Source organism: Nocardioides sp. zg-1228 (assembly GCF_017086465.1).
Taxonomy (GTDB): Bacteria; Actinomycetota; Actinomycetes; order Propionibacteriales; family Nocardioidaceae; genus Nocardioides.
Map to the genome: position 1 here is coordinate 2,933,223 of NZ_CP070961.1, position 16,089 is coordinate 2,949,311.

The 16,089-nt window shown below is 71.4% G+C and carries 15 protein-coding genes and 1 pseudogene; 3 read left to right on the forward strand and 13 right to left on the reverse strand.

Features of this window, described 5'->3' with window-relative positions:
* Positions 1-77: 77 nt before the first annotated feature.
* From JX575_RS14100 to JX575_RS14135, 8 genes and pseudogenes are all read right to left on the reverse strand, one after another.
* On the reverse strand, positions 78-1,010 hold the full coding sequence (locus JX575_RS14100; protein WP_186340679.1) for an urea transporter: 933 nt from the start codon (positions 1,008-1,010) through the stop codon (positions 78-80).
* 77 nt (positions 1,011-1,087) lie between these two features.
* Positions 1,088-2,101 carry an urease accessory protein UreD gene (locus tag JX575_RS14105; protein WP_186340678.1) on the reverse strand — a complete coding sequence of 338 codons (1,014 nt, stop codon included), beginning with the start codon at positions 2,099-2,101 and terminating at the stop codon, positions 1,088-1,090.
* On the reverse strand, positions 2,098-2,733 hold the full coding sequence (gene ureG, locus JX575_RS14110) for an urease accessory protein UreG (RefSeq protein WP_186340677.1): 636 nt from the start codon (positions 2,731-2,733) through the stop codon (positions 2,098-2,100). The genes JX575_RS14105 and ureG overlap by 4 nt, the downstream gene beginning before the upstream one ends.
* Before the next feature lie 104 nt (positions 2,734-2,837).
* The gene (locus JX575_RS14115; RefSeq protein WP_186340676.1) at positions 2,838-3,536 is read right to left on the reverse strand and encodes an urease accessory UreF family protein; all 699 of its coding nucleotides are present in this window, start codon (positions 3,534-3,536) and stop codon (positions 2,838-2,840) included.
* Between the two features lie 7 nt (positions 3,537-3,543).
* Complete coding sequence (gene ureC / locus JX575_RS14120; RefSeq protein ID WP_186340675.1) at positions 3,544-5,268, reverse strand: urease subunit alpha; 1,725 nt, start codon at positions 5,266-5,268, stop codon at positions 3,544-3,546.
* A gap of 112 nt (positions 5,269-5,380) precedes the next feature.
* Positions 5,381-5,689: pseudogene (locus tag JX575_RS14125) on the reverse strand (urease subunit beta); the annotation flags it as partial.
* A gap of 128 nt (positions 5,690-5,817) precedes the next feature.
* On the reverse strand, positions 5,818-6,711 hold the full coding sequence (locus JX575_RS14130) for a cobalamin biosynthesis protein CbiX (RefSeq protein ID WP_186340673.1): 894 nt from the start codon (positions 6,709-6,711) through the stop codon (positions 5,818-5,820).
* Entirely contained in the window at positions 6,708-7,013 is a 306-nt protein-coding gene (locus JX575_RS14135) for an urease subunit gamma (RefSeq protein ID WP_186340672.1), read from the reverse strand. Before JX575_RS14135 ends, JX575_RS14130 begins: the two co-directional genes overlap by 4 nt.
* Before the next feature lie 185 nt (positions 7,014-7,198).
* Between JX575_RS14135 and JX575_RS14140 the strand changes: the two genes are divergently transcribed.
* From JX575_RS14140 to crcB, 3 genes are all read left to right on the forward strand, one after another.
* Entirely contained in the window at positions 7,199-10,645 is a 3,447-nt protein-coding gene (locus JX575_RS14140; protein ID WP_186340671.1) for an FUSC family protein, read from the forward strand.
* Between the two features lie 88 nt (positions 10,646-10,733).
* A complete protein-coding gene (locus JX575_RS14145; protein WP_186340670.1) occupies positions 10,734-11,177 on the forward strand; it encodes a CrcB family protein in 444 nt (147 codons plus the stop codon).
* Complete coding sequence (gene crcB, locus JX575_RS14150; RefSeq protein ID WP_186340669.1) at positions 11,174-11,554, forward strand: fluoride efflux transporter CrcB; 381 nt, start codon at positions 11,174-11,176, stop codon at positions 11,552-11,554. Before JX575_RS14145 ends, crcB begins: the two co-directional genes overlap by 4 nt.
* Positions 11,555-11,561: 7 nt before the next feature.
* Here the strand turns inward: crcB and JX575_RS14155 are convergent, their stop codons facing one another.
* From JX575_RS14155 to ftsE, 5 genes are all read right to left on the reverse strand, one after another.
* The gene (locus tag JX575_RS14155) at positions 11,562-12,437 is read right to left on the reverse strand and encodes an amidohydrolase family protein (RefSeq protein ID WP_186340668.1); all 876 of its coding nucleotides are present in this window, start codon (positions 12,435-12,437) and stop codon (positions 11,562-11,564) included.
* Between the two features lie 7 nt (positions 12,438-12,444).
* Positions 12,445-12,924, reverse strand: coding sequence for an SsrA-binding protein SmpB (gene smpB, locus JX575_RS14160; RefSeq protein WP_179617930.1), 480 nt, complete (start codon positions 12,922-12,924; stop codon positions 12,445-12,447).
* A 42-nt stretch (positions 12,925-12,966) separates the two neighbouring features.
* Positions 12,967-14,232 carry a M23 family metallopeptidase gene (locus JX575_RS14165; RefSeq protein WP_186340667.1) on the reverse strand — a complete coding sequence of 422 codons (1,266 nt, stop codon included), beginning with the start codon at positions 14,230-14,232 and terminating at the stop codon, positions 12,967-12,969.
* Positions 14,233-14,319: 87 nt separating this feature from the next.
* Positions 14,320-15,228, reverse strand: coding sequence for a permease-like cell division protein FtsX (gene ftsX / locus JX575_RS14170; RefSeq protein ID WP_186340666.1), 909 nt, complete (start codon positions 15,226-15,228; stop codon positions 14,320-14,322).
* A gap of 55 nt (positions 15,229-15,283) precedes the next feature.
* Complete coding sequence (ftsE, locus tag JX575_RS14175; RefSeq protein WP_186340665.1) at positions 15,284-15,973, reverse strand: cell division ATP-binding protein FtsE; 690 nt, start codon at positions 15,971-15,973, stop codon at positions 15,284-15,286.
* Between the last annotated feature and the right edge of the window lie 116 nt (positions 15,974-16,089).

A 16,089-nucleotide genomic window follows, 5' to 3' on the forward strand; every position in this document is an offset into this window, starting at 1 on the left:
CTGGGGATGGGTGGGGGGTCGGGTCTGGGGTGGCACGCCTCGGTCCGGGTCGGGAGAGGCCAGGTCGTCGGAGCTGCTCACGGTCGCTTCAGTGCGGGGATGAAGGTCGCGATGACGAGCAGCACCCACGTGGTGAGGATGTAGGGCCAGGTGAAGTGCGGGCCGCCGTAGGCGTCGGTCATCGCGACCGTGACGACCGCGGTGATCGCGGCGCCCACGGCGGCGTAGATCCAGGACCCGACGGTGCTGCGCAGGAACACCACCGACAGCGCGATGGCGGTCAGCACGCCGGAGTAGCCGGCGAGACCCTCCACGATCGTCTCCGCGCTCTCCCCCATCGCGAGCGCGCACAGGGTGCCGATGACGCTGCCCATCGCCGCGGCCAGTCCCACCTTCCACGACGCGACGAACAGCCCGACCAGGATCAGCGCCCCCGACCACACGTTGTTGATGAGCACCACCTCCGACACGTTGGTCAGCAGCGAGCGCAGCAGCGAGCCGGCCGACTCGTCGAAGGCGTGGTGCGACGACGACTCGACGTGCAGGCTCGTCGTGAGGACGTAGATGACGCCGGTCACCGAGCAGAACGGCGCCGTGGTCGACGGCAGGCCGAAGCGCGACAGGGCGGGCGTCGCGAAGAGCCAGTTGAAGAACCAGGTGACCGGGCCGCAGACGAGGGCGCCGACGACGGTGAGCACATAGGTCCAGACCTTGCCGCCGCCGAGCTCGACGAAGAGGGCAGCGCCCACCAGGGTGCCGTTGAAGCCCGCCATGCCCATCGTGATGTCGTCGGTCTTCACCCGCATGAGCACGCCGGCGAGCGTCGAGCAGATCGCCCCGATCAGGGCGAGCAGGGCCATCTGCCAGTCGGCCACCACGAACGCGGCGAGGATCAGCAGGCCGGTCCAGGTGTTGCTCTGGAAGAAGATCTCCGAGACCCCGCGCGGCACGACCTCCCAGGTGAGCCACGTGCTGGGCGCCGCCGTGGCGGCCGTTCGCGATGTTGTCATCTCAGCTCCCTTGTCCGTGGTGGTCGTACGTCGGGTGGAGCGGGTCGCCCGGGCGCGCTCTGCGCGTCGGGAGTGGGTCAGGTCTTGCGGATGGTCGGGGCGGTGCCGCCTGTCAGCAGTCGCCGCACGGACTGCCAGGCGAGCGTCATCGCGGCGCCGACCGACCGGGTGTCGTCGCCGAGGAGGCGCACCCAGACGCCCGCGTCATCGGGGAGGGCGCTGACCCCGAAGATCACCCCACCCGTGGTCGACGGGGCCAGCGCGCTGTGGAGCAGCTCGGTGACCTCGGCCACCGAAGCCTGCGAGGTGAGGACGTAGAGCATGGACAGGACGTCGTGGTCGTCGAGGACGGCGAGGTCCCCTGTCGCTCCGTCCGCGGGCGTGAGGCGCACCCGGTCGAGTGCCACGACCGTCCCGTCGGGCCGGCAGACCTCGAAGTCGGCGGCGAGCGCCGAGTAGAGGTGACGCTCGTCGTGGTGGGCGAGCCGCCCGGCCACGAGAGTCTCGCCCACGACGACGCTCGCCGACGGCGGCAGCGTGAGCCGGGTGCGCTGGTAGAGCCGGGCCTCGGCGAACAGGATCACCGGGTCGGGCAGGTACTCCAGGAAGGCGTCCTCGCCCACCGAGATGTTGACCTGCGCGACCGCGTAGTCGTGGTGCATGCGCAGCACCTTGGTCCAGGCCGAGGTCGTCACGTGCGCGGACGTGCCCGGCCCGAAGACGAGGTCGGTGCGCAGCCGATCGCCCTGCATGACGCCGGCGCCGGTCGACATCAGGTAGGTGTAGGGCATGTCCGGGCGCGCCGGGTCGTAGTAGAGCGGGCGCATGATCTGCAGCGGCGCCTTCTGGTAGTGCTGCACGAGCTCGGTCCCTCGCGGTGTGCGCCCGAACTCCAGCTCCAGCAGGCCGACCTTGCCGGGGCTGCCGGGGGGCAGGGTGTCGATCGGTCCGGCGTAGCGCTCGATGATGTCGGGCACGCGGTCGGGCTCGTAGTAGGCCGGGTCGAGGCGCGGCCCGCCGTAGCGCGTCGTCGGCACTGGGACGGTGCTGGAGGGGACCGGGTCCCGCTCGCGCAGGAGCGAGGTGGTCATCGCGAGGACGCCACCGGACGCCTGTCCCAGGCGGCGAGGATCAGGTCCTGGAGCGCGTCGACCCCCTCGCCGGTCAGGGAGTTGGTGAGGACGACCGGCTTGCCGTCGCGGACCCGGTGGGCGTCGGACTCCATGATCGACAGGTCGGTCCGCACGTACTGGGCGATGTCGATCTTGTTGATGACCAGGATGTCGGAGTCGGTGATCCCGGGGCCGCGCTTGCGGGGCATCTTCTCGCCCTCCGAGGTGTCGAGGACGAAGACGAAGACGTCCGCCAGCGACGGCGAGAAGGTCAGCGTCAGGTTGTCGCCGCCGGACTCGTAGATGAGCGTGTCGACATCGGGGTGGCGCTCGAGCATCTCGGCGCCCGCGGCCAGGTTCATCGTCGGGTCGTCGCGGACCGCGGTGTGGGGACAGGCCCCGGTCTCGACGCCCACCACCCGGTCGGGATCGAGCACCCCGGCGAGCTCGCGCCGCACGTGGTGGGCGTCCTCCTGCGTGTAGATGTCGTTGGTGATGACCGCGGGCTGCCGGCCCGCGGCCAGGAGCCGGGGCACGAGCGCCTCCGCCAGGGCCGTCTTGCCCGAGCCCACCGGGCCGCCGATGCCGATCCGCAACACGTTCTCGCTCATACGTCCGCCTTGTTTGTCGTCGTGGTTGTCGTCGTGGTTGTCGTCGTGGTTGTCGTCGTGGTTGTCGTCGTGGTTGTCGTCGTCGTGCCGGCCGAGGAGGGTCCTCAGCTGGCGAACAGTCGTGCGTCGGAGTGCTCGTGCCGCGCAGACATCACGTCGGTCATCGGCGCACATCCGCCCATGTCCGCGAGGTCCCGATCGATCGCCTCGGCACACACCTGCTCGATGACCGGTCCCAGGGCGTGCAGCACCACCTGCAGGTGCTTGTACTCGGTGAGCCCGAGCCGCAGGGCCGCCCCGAGGAAGCTCACCGCGAAGGCGGAGAGGTCGGACGCGACGGCCTGGGCCGCCGGCACGCCCGCGGCGGCGTAGGCCACCGCGGTCGCGACCGGCTGGCACCCCGGTGTCTCCTTGGCCGCGAGGGCGCGCTGCCACTCCTCCAGCAGCGGCCCGCCGATCGCGGCGACCGCCACGTCGGTGACCTGGTGGCCACTGCGCACCGTCACCCGTCGGAGCTCGGCGTTGAGCTTGGCTGCGAACAGCAGCCGGTCGACGTGGCGTACGCGGGCCCAGTCGCCCTGCGCGACCGCCTCGTGGGCCCGGGCGAGCGCGGTGGCGTCGCCCGGGCCCACGGAGTGGAGGAGCAAGCCTCGCAACAGTCCCTCGAGACCGTCCTGGTCGACCGCGCGGGCCTGGCTGAAGCCCTCCAGCCCGTGCGACATCGTGTAGAAGCCGCTGGGGAAGGCGGAGTCCGAGAGCTGCAGGCTCACCAGCAGCTCCGGGACCGCGGTCGTCGAGGTCATCTCGTCCTCACGCCAGGAAGAAGAGCTGGTTGAGCGGCAGGGACTCCGCCGGGTCGATGTGGGCCGGCTTGCCGTCGAAGGTGACCTTGTAGGTCTCGGGGTCCACCTCGACGAGCGGGGTGCGGTCGTTGCGCACCATGTGCTCCTTGCCGATCCCCCGGCAGCGCCGCACCGGCAGCACCTGGCTCTCCAGCCCGAGCTGCTCGGGGACACCGAGGTCGATCGCGGCCTGGGACATGAAGGTCACCCGGGTCTTCTGCCGGGCCCTGCCGTAGGCGCCGAACATCGGCCGGTAGTACACCGGCTGCGGCGTCGGCAGGGACGCGTTGGGATCTCCCATCTGCGCCCAGCTGGTCAGCCCGCCCTTGATGACCATCCGCGGCTTGACCCCGAACGAGTCCACCGGCCAGATCACGATGTCGGCGAGCTTGCCGTCCTCGAGCGATCCGATGTGGTCCGAGACCCCTTGGGTGATCGCGGGGTTGATGGTCACCTTGGCCAGGTAGCGCAGCACCCGGAAGTTGTCGTTGCCCTCGGCGTCCTCGGGCAGCGCCCCGCGCTGGTCCTTGTTGTGATGGGCGGTCTGGAAGGCCCGCGTCACCGACTCGCCGATGCGTCCCATCGCCTGGGAGTCCGAGGAGAACATCGACAGCACGCCCTCGTCGTGGAGCACCGTCTCGGCCGAGATCGTCTCCGCGCGCACCCGCGAGTCAGCGAAGGCGACGTCCTCGGGGATGTCGTGGGAGAGGTGGTGGCAGACCATCACCATGTCGAGCAGCTCGTCGACGGAGTTGACCGTGTAGGGCAGGGTCGGGTTGGTCGAGGAGGGCAGCACGTTGGGCAGGCTCGCGACCTTCATGATGTCCGGCGCGTGACCGCCGCCGGCCCCCTCGGTGTGGTAGGTGTGGATGGTGCGGCCGTTGATCGCGGAGATGGTGTCCTCCACGAATCCGGACTCGTTGAGGCTGTCGGTGTGGATCGAGATCTGGACGTCGAACTCGTCGGCCACCCGCAGCGCGCTGTCGATCGCCGCGGGGGTCGTCCCGTAGTCCTCGTGCACCTTCAACGACGAGGCCCCGGCCTTGATCTGCTCGACCAGGGCCTCCCTCATGGAGCCGTTGCCCTTGCCGTGGAAGCCCATGTTGACCCCCACGTCCTCGGCGGCCTGGATCATCCGGTGGAGGTTCCAGACACCCGGAGTCGTGGTGACGCCGTTGGTCCCGTCCGTGGGTCCGGTGCCACCGCCGAAGAGCGTGGTGATCCCGTTCGACAGGGCTGCCTCCGCCTGCTGCGGCGAGATGTAGTGCACGTGGGAGTCGATGGCACCGGCGGTCGCGATGCAGTGCTCCCCCGCAAGCAGCTCGGTGCCCGGCCCGACGACGAGGCGCGGGTCGACGCCGCTCTGCAGGTGGGGGTTGCCCGACTTGCCGACGCCGACGATGCGGCCGTCCTTGACGCCGATGTCCCCCTTCACGACACCCAGGACCGGATCGAGGACGATCGCGTTGGTGATGACGAGGTCGAGCACGCCCTGGGCGCTGGTCGCCTGCGGGTCCGCCGCCATCCCGTCGCGAGCGGTCTTTCCGCCGCCGTAGACGACCTCGTCGCCGTAGTGCCCTTCGTTGTAGTCCTTCTCGATCTCGATGACCAGGTTGGTGTCGGCGAGCTGCACCTTGTCGCCGGTCGTCGGTCCGAAGAGGTCGGTGTACTGCTTGCGCGAGATGATGGCCATGTCAGTTCTTCTTTCCCTGCTTGTTGGCCCCACGGTTCTTCGCCGCGGGGGCGCCGTCCTTGAACTGCCGCTCGGTCATCCGGGCGAGGGCATCAATCCGGGTCTGCCCGGCGTCGAGGCCGCCGTTGACGAGACCGTTGAACCCGTAGACGTACCTGCTGCCGGCGTAGGCCGTGAGGGTGACGTCTCTGGTCTCGCCCGGCTCGATCCGGACCCCGGTCCCCGCCGGGATGTCGAGGTGCATCCCGTAGGCCCTCTCACGCTCGAACTGCAGGGCGCGGTTGACCTCGAAGAAGTGGAAGTGGGACCCGATCTGGATCGCTCTGTCGCCGGTGTTGCTGACAGTGAGGGTGACGCTCTCGCGACCGGCGTTGATCTCGATCTCGTTCTCGTTGTGGTCGTACTTGGGGCTGCCGAGCATGGGGATGTCCTTTCATGGTGGGCACGAGCGAACGCGCGTCGCCCGGGACTCCGGGGTTCGACCGGGATGGCCCGGTCTGGGGGACGCCGCGCACTGGGGGCGTCTCGTGGCGGGGTGGCGTGCCGTCCCTACCCGCGGGGCAGCGAGCCGGCCGCGCCGACCGCCTCGAGGTCAGGCGGTGACGGGGGGTGGGAGTGCCGGTGGGTCGCACCGTCGGAGTGGCCGTGGGAGTGACCGTGCGAGTCCCCCTCGCCGCCGTGCTCGAAGGCGTGGGAGTGGGCGTAGCCGTGACCGTGGTCGGCCAGCAGACCCGCCGCGATGCCGTCGTGCCCGTGCCGGAGGTCGTGCTCCGCCGCGGCCACGCGCCGCCGGATGACCTCCAGGACCGCCTCCTCGGAGAGCAGGGGGCCGAAGAACGACGCGTCCTCGGGCAGGCCCGCTGGCGGGGTGCGGGCGAAGCCGGCCGGGACGACCACGACTCGGTCGGCTCCCAGCAGCCTCGCCCGGCGTACGACCTCGGCCAGGTCGCCGGGCTCGGCGACGCACGCGACCTCGACCGGCACCCCCGCGCCGTGGGTGCGCGCCAGGTGCGCGACCCGGTGGAGGTCGGCGTCGTCGAACGGGTCGCCCGACGGTGCCGTGACGACCAGGGTGGTGCCCGGTCGGGTCGAGACCCGCTCGGCCGCGCGACGCAGCCACGCGACCAGGTGGTCGACGGTGCCGAAGTCGGCACTCTGCGCGACCCGTCCCGCTCCCGCCGTCGCACTGATCCACCGCAGCGTCTTCGCCGTGTCGGCCACCATGACGGGGTCACGGCCCCAGGTCATCGGGACGACCACGACGCGGCCCTCCCCCTCGGTGAGCAGTGCCGTCACGACGTCGTGCAACGGCCGGCCCGAGGTGGTGACGACGGCGCCCAGGGTGTCGGCGATCGGCGCCAGGGCGGCGCCCCCGTCGCTCTCATGCCCTGCGACCAGGACGGTCCTGGTCCGCCCGGACATGACCGAGGACATCTCCCTCACGCCGCCACGGGATCGTGGCAGGACACGAGCTTGCTGCCGTCGACGAAGGTCGCCTCCACCTGGAGCAGGGAGAGCCGCTCGCGCACCCCCGGCATGCAGTCGGCCTCGGTGACGACGTGCTTGCCCAGCTCCATGCACTCGGCGACCGACTTGCCGTCGCGCGCTCCCTCGATGATCGCCTCCGAGATGAGCGCCTGGGCCTCGGTGAGGTTGATCTTGGTCCCCCGCTCTCGCCGACGTCGGGCGAGCTCGGCGACCTGGTAGATGTAGAGCTTGTCGATCTCACGCGGAGTCAGTTGCATCTGTGTCGACCTCCTGAGGGCGGGCTGGTGGTGGGTCGTCCCAGGCGGGTCTCCCCCGGGCGCATTCCTCACCTTCATCCACGTCCGTGCGCCTTCACAAGGGCCCAGGAGGTTCGGCCCGTGCCATCGGTATGAGCCTTGCCGGGCCTGGCTTTGCGGCCCGGAAATGCGGTTAGCCTGCAGAGGTGGAGACCGTCTGGTTAGTCCTCGGCGCCGCGGTTCTCGCCGCGACCCTCGCCGACGTCTTCCTCACGGTCCTCAACTACGACGAGGCCGGATTCCTCTCCGGACCGGTCGCTCGCGGGCAGTGGCACCTGCTGCGCCGCGTCACCCGCCGGCTCCCTCGCCGGTGGCGCCCGTACGCCCTGCGCCAGGTGACCGGTCTGCAGGTCGTGATCGGGATCCTGGTGTGGGTCTTCGGGGTCATCCTCGGATTCGGGCTGATCTACCGCGGGCTGATGACCCCGACGTCGTTCTCCGTCTCCGGGCGGGGGTCGAGCCTGGACTTCTTCGACGCCATGTACTTCAGCGCCGCCCAGCTCTCGACGGTCGGTGGCTCGGCGCTCACCGCCGAGACCGACGTGCTGCGCTTCCTCAGCATCACCGAGACGCTGAGCGGCGTCGTGCTGATCTCGCTGATCCTCACCTTCCTGCTCGGCGTCTACTCGGTGATCAGCGACCTCAACGCGCTCTGCCGCCACTTCTTCACCGCGGAGCGCGGGGCGGGCTCCCCCGTCGACAGCCTCGCCCCGTTCTTCCAGGGGGGCCAGCAGTCCGGGCTCGACGGCCACCTCGACGGCATCGCCGAGTCGTTCGCGTCCTACACCGACGGCCTGCGGCTGCACCACGCCGCCTACTACTTCCAGAGCGGTCGCGACCACTTCGCCCTCCCCTACGCGGTGCGGATGCTCGGTGGGACGATCGGCGCCCTGCGCTGGGGCCTGCCGTCGGGCCACCCCGCCTCGACCCTCCCGGGCCTGGTGCCCCTCACCTTCCAGTTCCTCGAGTTCGGCGAGCAGCTCGAGCAGTCGGTGCACCTCGGTGAGCGCCCCGTCCCCGAGGTGGTCGGCTTCGAGACGTTCCGGGCCCAGGCCCTGGGCGAGCAGGCGCCCGCCGACCAGTGGGTCCCGCGCTTCGTGCAACTCGAGACCGCGATGGCGAGGCTGGTCGGCACGGAGCCGCTCGCCGACCTGCACGACTCCCACACCCGCTACAGCCGGTGGCTGCCCTTCGCCTACCGGAGCGAGCAGCTGACGCTCGGGGTCAGCGACGACCTCGACTACCAGCCCGTGATCGTCGGCGACCGGCCCGTCGCGGCCCTCGACGACACCACCACCGTCGCCGCGCAGATGGTGCTGCGCGGGCAGCCGCCGCCGGTGGGCGACCCGACGGCCGCCGGCGCTCGGTCCACCCTCACCCCTCTGCCGCGCTGGCGGAGGTTCGCGCAGCGCGACCTCGCGCAGGTCGACCCCGGCTACGCGCGGCTGCGCACCGCGATGCGCTCCGTCGTCGCGGCCGTCCTCGCCGTGGCCTCGCTCTACGTCCTCCTCGATGCGGCCACCGACCGCGCCGCGATCCAGCCGGCCGTCTTCGGCGGCTTCGTCGCGATGACGAGCACGGGCGTCGCCGTCGAGAGGTCGCAGCGCGGGCAGGTGCTCACCAGCGTGCTGCAGCTCGTGCCGATCGGTGTCGTGGTGTTCCTCGGCGCGCTGGTGTCGGACTCGACACCGCTCACCGGTGTCCTGCTGGCCGTCGTGGCCCTGGTCGGCACGTGGGTGGGCCACTTCGGCGCCCGCTGGGCCGCCATCGGCCGGGTGTCGTTCATGGCCTACTACTTCGCGCTGATCCTCCGGCTGCAGCCCAGCGACGCTCCGTGGTTCCTCGGCGCGGCCGCGGTGGGCGTGCTGTGGGCGCTGCTCGTGTGCTACGTGCTGCTGCCCGCCCGCCCGCGCAAGGAGCTGCGCGAGGGCATCGAGGGATTCACTGCCCAGCTGGTCTCGGCGATGGACACCCTGGTCGACGCCATCTCGTGGGCCCGCTGGAGCGGCGACGTGCGCAAGCGGGCCGACCTCGAGCTGCGCCAGCTGCGCCGGGCCGGTGCATTCATCGGAGGATGCATGACCGGCGACGAGGAGACGATCGGCGTCTCCCCCGAGCGCGCGGCGGCGCTGCGCCTGCGGTTGTTCGACACCGAGCTCGCCGTCAAGAACCTCGCCTCCGCCGCACGCGACGTCACCGGCACCACCTTGTCGCTGGAGCTGCGGGCGCGGCTGGCCGGTCGGCTCGAGCTGCTCCAGGTCCATCTCGCCCGCACGACCGCGTTGGCGACGCCCGATGCCCACCTGCGTCCCGACCTCGCGGCACTGCCGCCCTGGACGGAGGAGGAGCCGCCGCAGGACTGGCCCCGCCAGGCGCGTGCGCTGCACGCGGCGATCGACGAGCTGCAACGCGTCTCGGAGAAGCTGCGGGACGCGGTCGACGCGGCTCTTGACCCGGAGGTCGCCTACACCGTGCCCCTGGCCGAGCAGGGCGAGGTGGGGGCCGACGCGCTGGTGGCGCCCGGCGCGCGCCAGGCCGCCGAGGACGCTCCCCCGGCGGGGCGTTCCCTCGCGCCGTCGACGCGCCAGGCGATCCAGGCCGCGGTCGCGACCGGCCTCGCGCTGGCGGTCGGGGAGCTGGTGTCCTCGAGCCACCAGTACTGGGCGGTGCTCGCGGCCTACCAGGTGTTGGGCGGGACCGACGGCGAGACCCTGGTCAAGGGCGCCCAACGCCTCGCCGGCACCGTCGGGGGCGCGGCGATCGGCTTCGCGATCGCACTGGAGAGCGGGTCGGACCCCGCGGTGGTGCTGCCGGTCCTCGCCGTGGCGGTCTTCGCCTCCGCCTACTACCGCCAGGTGTCGCCGGCCCTCACCGCGCTGTGGACGACGATGATCTTCGCGATGCTCTACGAGTACCTCGGGCGGCTGACCAGCCTCGCGCTGGAGGAGCGGGTGCTGGAGACGGTCTTCGGCGCGCTGGTGGCGCTCGCCGTCGCCGCGCTGGTGCTGCCGCGCCACACCCGCACCCACTACCACGCCAACCTCGCCGCGCTGGTCGAGGACGTCGACGTGATCGTCACCGCGAGCCTGTCGCGACTGGCCGGTGACCACGCGATCTCGCAGACGGCGGTGCGCCAACGCCTCCTCGACGCCGACCGGCACGTGCGCTCCATCGCGACCGCCGCGGACCCGCTGCGCCGCTCGGCCGGGGCCCTCGAGCCCGGGGGCGTGGAGAGCCAGCTCACGGCGGCCTGGTCCCTGGTCTTCCACACCCGGCAGCTGGTGGGGGCGGTCGAGGGGGCGATCACCGAGGGTGTCGACCCGGGCGTCGACCCGAGCCTGGACTGGGGCGCCCTGAGCCGGGCCACCAGCGAGAACGTCGCTGCGCTCACGACGGCGCTGTCCGGCCGGCTGCCGGGCGCGATCGACGACTCGGTCGGCGACGGGGCGGACGTGGACGCGCCCCAACGCACCATCGACGCGGTCCTCCTGGAGGTCAGCCTGGTCAACCAGACCCTGCTGGCCCTCCTCGAGGCCGTCTCCCCCGGGGCGGTCGGCGCCGCCGAGCCCGCCGCTGAACCGACGACTGCATGAGGAGGCACACAGTGGACGACATGGGCACTGGTCCCGGAGGGGCCACACGCGGGGGACGCATCACCGTGCCCCCGGATCGGACGCGCCGATGAGCGCGGCGACGCAGCACGACTCGCGACTCACCTCGGTCCTGCTGGTCCTGGCCGGGGGCATCGTGGGCGTCGGGGCGCGTGAGGGATTCATGCTCGCCGTGCCCAACGCCGACGGCATCCCCATCGTGGTGCCGGTCGTCAACGTGCTCGGGGCGTTCGTCCTGGGGTTCCTCTACGAGGCACTCACCCGCGACGAGACGCCGCCCCAGCTCACGTCGCGGCTCAAGCTGCTCATCGGCACCGGGTTCTGCGGGGGTCTCACCACCTACAGCTCGCTGGCGACCGACACAGCCGTGCTGCTCGACGACTCCCGCGTGGGGGTGGCTGCGGTCTACGCCCTCGGCACGCTCGTCGTCGGCGGCCTGGCCACCCTGGCGGGCATCGCCCTCGCGGCGAGCCGGCACACGCAGTCCCCCCGCGGCGAAGGAGCCAGCCGATGACGCCGGGACTCTTCGCACTGCTCGTCGTCGCCGGCGGGGTGGGCGCCAGCGTGCGCTACCTCGTCGATGCCTGGATCAAGGCCCGGACGAAGGGGTCGGCCTTCCCGTGGTCGACGGCGATCATCAACCTCACCGGCTCGCCGGCGCTCGGGTTCCTCACCGGCCTGGTCGCCAGCCACCTCGCCTCGACCGACGTGAGCGCCATCGTGGGCACCGGGTTCCTGGGCGGCTACACGACCTTCAGCACCGCCAGCTACGAGACCGTCCAGCTGGTGCGCGAGAAGCGCTACGGCCTGGCGGCGGCCTACGGCGTCGGGGTGCTGGTGCTCAGCGTCGCCCTGGCGTTCGGCGGCTACTACTGGGGCTCGCACCTGTAGGCGGCGCTCAGCCCAGCAGGGTGGCCGTGCTGTCCCAGCAGACGGCACGCAGCCACTCGTCACCGAGCCCGAGCCGCTCGAGCGACTCGAGCTGCACGCCGTAGGGGTAGGGGATGTGGGGGAAGTCGCTGCCGAGGTGCACCCGGCCGGCGAGGCCGAGGTCGCGCAGCCGGGGCAGCAGGTCGTCGGGGTAGGCGCCGCCCATCTCCTCGAAGAACGGCGTGAACGCCATCGTCGTGTCGAGGGCCACCCGCTCGTGCTGCTCGGCGAGTCCGAGGAAGTCGGCGTACTCCGGGGCGCCGGCGTGGGCGATGACCAGCCGCAGCCGCGGGTGGCGGGCGAGCAGCGCGGCGACCGGGGCCGGGCCGGTGTGCTCGGTCGCGACGGGACCGCTGCCGGCGTGGAGGACGACGGGGGCGCCGGTCTCGGAGACCACGCCCCACGCCTCGTCGAGGAGGGGGTCGGTGACGTCGAAGGCGCCGACCTGCACGTGCACCTTCCAGACCTCGACCGGCTCGGGGGCCGCGGACCGGGCGGCGACGTACGCCGCGACGCCGGGCTCGGGGAAGAACGTGCCGCAGACCGCCGCCTCCGGCACGCGCCGCGCGAACCCGGCGGCCCAGTCGTTGAGGAACTCCGCCATGCCGACCCGGTGGGCGTAGGGCAGCGCGGTGAAGCGACGCACGCCGAAGGAGCGCAGCGTCTCCACCAGGACGTCGTCGGCGTCGCGGTAGTGGAGCGGCCACGGCCGGCCGATGAGCGGACCGGCCGCGTCGAACTGCGCACGGACCTTGGCCATCACCCGCGGCGGGAGGAAGTGGGTGTGCAGGTCCTGCAGGCCGGGCAGGCCGAGGGCACGGGCGAACGCGACGGGATCGGTCACCCCGGGCTCAGTCCCGGTGACCCTTGAGCCGCCGCTGGACCGCGTCGACCTTCTCCCGGTTGGCCTGCCGCTCGGCGAGGGTGTGGCGCTTGTCGTAGGCCTTCTTGCCCTTGGCGAGCGCGATCTCGACCTTGGCGCGGCCGTCCTTGAAGTAGAGCGCGAGCGGGACGATCGTGTAGCCCTTGTCGGTGATCTTGCGCTCGATCTTGTCGATCTCCGAGCGGTTGAGCAGCAGCTTGCGGCGCCGCCGGGCGGAGTGGTTGGTCCAGGTGCCCTGGCTGTACTCCGGGATGTGCACCCCCAGCAGCCACGCCTCGCCGTTGTCGATCTCGGCGAACCCGTCGACCAGCGAGGCCCGGCCCTGCCGCAGCGACTTCACCTCGGTGCCCATGAGGACCAGGCCGGCCTCCCACGTGTCCTCGATGTGGTAGTCGTGGCGCGCCTTCTTGTTCTGCGCGACCATCTTCTGGCCCTGCTCCTTCGCCATGGGCCCATCCTCCCAGAGCGTCACCAACGCCTGTCCAGCGCGTTACAGCCAGTTCATCGGGTCCACGGCCTGGCCGTTGGCCATCACGGTGAAGTGCAGGTGGCACCCGGTCGACCAGCCCGTGCTGCCCTCGAACCCGATCACCTGCCCCACCTCGACCCGGTCGCCCACGCCGACGTTGTAGCCGCTGGCGTGGTTGTAGATCGTGGCGATGCCACGTCCGCCGAGCACGCCGTGGTCGATCACGAGGCGGTTGCCGTAGACCCCGCTGTAGTAGGACGACACCACCCGGCCCGGCGCCGCGGCGCGCAGCGGCGTGCCGCAGCCGCCGGCGAAGTCGACGCCGTCGTGCAGGCCCCAGTAGTGGTAGATCGGGTGCGAGCGGTAGCCGAACGGCGAGGTGACGTAGCCGTCGACGGGGGAGGCGAGGATCCCCGAGCCCGGGCTGGGCGCCGCCTGGGAGCGGGCCTGGGCCCGCTGGCGGCGGAGCGCGGCGAGCGCTCGCTTGCGGAGCATCTCCTCGATCCGCTGCTGCTCCTTCTCGAGCTTGCGGAGCTTGGCGAGGTCCTTCGCGCGGGCCTGGCGCGCGCCGACGCGGGCGTCGCGGCGCTCGACGACGAGCTCGACCACCGCGTCCTTGGCGGCCCGCTCCTCGGCCTCGAGGGCCTGCATCACCTCGAGGTGCTCGGCGGCAGCCTCGCGCTTGACGGCCACGTCGTCACGGGCCTCGGCGACCTGGTCCTCGCGCACCTCGAGCAGCACCTCGGAGGCCTTGAGCTCGTCGTACTCGCGCGCCTCCTGGCCGACGACGACGTCGCGGACGCCGTCGCGGCGGGTGAGCTCCTCGGTCGACTCGGCGCCGAGCAGCGACGAGAACGCGAGGAGCTCGGGGTCGCCCTCGGAGTACATGTCGGCGACGGTGCTCGCGACCTTCTGCCGCTGGGTGTCGCGGTCGACCCGGCCCTGGGCCAGGGCCGCCTCGGCGGCGGCCAGCTCGGCCTCCGCGACCTCGAGCGCGGCCTGCATCCGCGCGTCGCGCTCGTGGGCCACCTCCACCTTGCCGCGCGCGGTGGCGAGCCGGGTCTTGGCGACCCGGAGCTGCCGCTGGGCTGCCGCGAGCCGGGCCGTGGCCTTGCGCAGCTGGGCGCTGGACGCGTCGAGGTCCTGGTGGGCGCCCTTGAGCTCGCGCTCGACCTTGTTCTTCTTGTCCTTGAGGTCGTCGGCATGGGCCGCGGACACGCTCAGGGCCATGACCGCGACAAGTGCTGCGGCCAGGCGTCGTTGAGCGGCACGGGGGAAGGTACGCACCGGGGAAGCCTTTGCGTCGGGGAAGCGGGGAAGGGTGCCACTCCCGACTGGCGCCGGGCGAGACGCCTAGACGCTAACCCCCGCGACTCAGACTTTGAGGTATTTGCGCGTCAACACGAGTGTCGGGAGCAAGGTGAGCACCGGGCCGAGGATCCCGATGGCTCCGGCGGCCACCCAGTACTCGCTCCACCCGATCCACGGCACGAACCTCAGGTTGGCGGCGAGGTCGCCGATCGCGAAGTGCAGGAACGCCGCCAGCGCTCCCCCGGCGAGTGCGACGCTGATCAGGGCCGTCACCAGCGCCTCGAGGAGGAACGGCAGCGCGATGTAGAGCGTCGAGGCCCCGACCAGGCGCATGATGCCGATCTCCTTGCGGCGCGCGAAGGCGGCGAGGCGGATCGTGTTGGCGACGAGCAGCAGCGCGGCCAGCACCAGCAGGCCGGCGGTGCCGAGGGCGTACGTGCGCATCTTGGTGATCGTGGTGAGGATCGGGCCCACCTGCTCGCGCAGGTCACGCACGCGCGACACCCCGTCGAGGCCCTGCACCGCGCTGATGATGCCCTCATACTCCTGCGGATCCTCGAGGGTGATCCAGATCGTCTCCGGCATGTCCTCGGCGGTCAGCGCCGGGTTGTCGCCGGAGAACAGCTCCTCGCCGTAGAGCTCCTTGGCCTTCTCCAGGGCCACCTCGCCGGACTCGAAGCGATGGCTCGCGACCTCGGGGTTGGCCTCCACGACCGCCTCGATCTCGGCCTTCTGTGCCTCGGTCACCGGGTTGGGGCACACCGGGTTGGAGTCGTTGAGCCGGCACAGGTAGACGGTGATCTGGAGCTGGTTGCCGAAGTGCTCGGCCGCCCGCGTCGCCTGCTGCTGGAACAGCAGGCCGATGCCGACGAGCGTCAGCGACACGACGAGGGTGAGGATCACCGCGAGGTGCATCGTCAGGTTGCGTCGCAGGCCCTGGCCGAGCTCGGAGAAGACGTAGCGCAGCTGCATGGAGGAAGGATCTCGATTCGTTCGGGGGGGGTGCGGATCGGGCGGGGGCGCCGCTCTAGTTCTGGTGGCCGTAGACGCCCTGCGCCTGGTCGCGCACGACGTGGCCGTTCTCGAGCTCGATGACGCGCTTGCGCATCTGGTCGACGATGCCGGCGTCGTGGGTGGCCATCACCACGGTCGTGCCGGTGCGGTTGATGCGGTCGAGGAGCTTCATGATGCCCACGGAGGTCGTCGGGTCGAGGTTGCCGGTGGGCTCGTCGGCGATGAGGATCATCGGGCGGTTGACGAACGCCCGCGCGACCGCGACGCGCTGCTGCTCGCCGCCCGAGAGCTCGTCGGGCATCCGGTCGCCCTTGCCGCTCAGCCCGACCAGCTCGAGCGTCTCCGGCACGACGTCCTTGATCTCCTTGCGGGACTTGCCGATCACCTGGAGGGCGAAGGCGACGTTCTCCGTCACCGTCTTGTTGGGCAGCAGCCGGAAGTCCTGGAAGACGGTGCCGATGTCGCGGCGCAGCCGCGGCACCTTCCAGCTGGCCAGCCGGTTGATCTCCTTGCCGGCGACGTAGACCCGCCCGGAGGTGGGTCGGTACTCGCGCAGCACCAGGCGCAGGAAGGTCGACTTGCCCGAGCCGGAGGAGCCCACCAGGAAGACGAACTCCCCCTTCTCGACGTCGACGGACACGTTGTCGAGCGCGGGGTGGGGGTGGCCGGGGTAGCTCTTGGTGACCTTCTCGAAGCGAATCACGGCATCGAGGCTACGTGAGGGGTACGCAGGTCCGGCAAACGCGCGCCGCAGGGCCCCAGGTCGACGCGGCGGGGCCTGTGGGGTGGGTCACCAGCGCCTCCGGTGCCGCCGCGGAG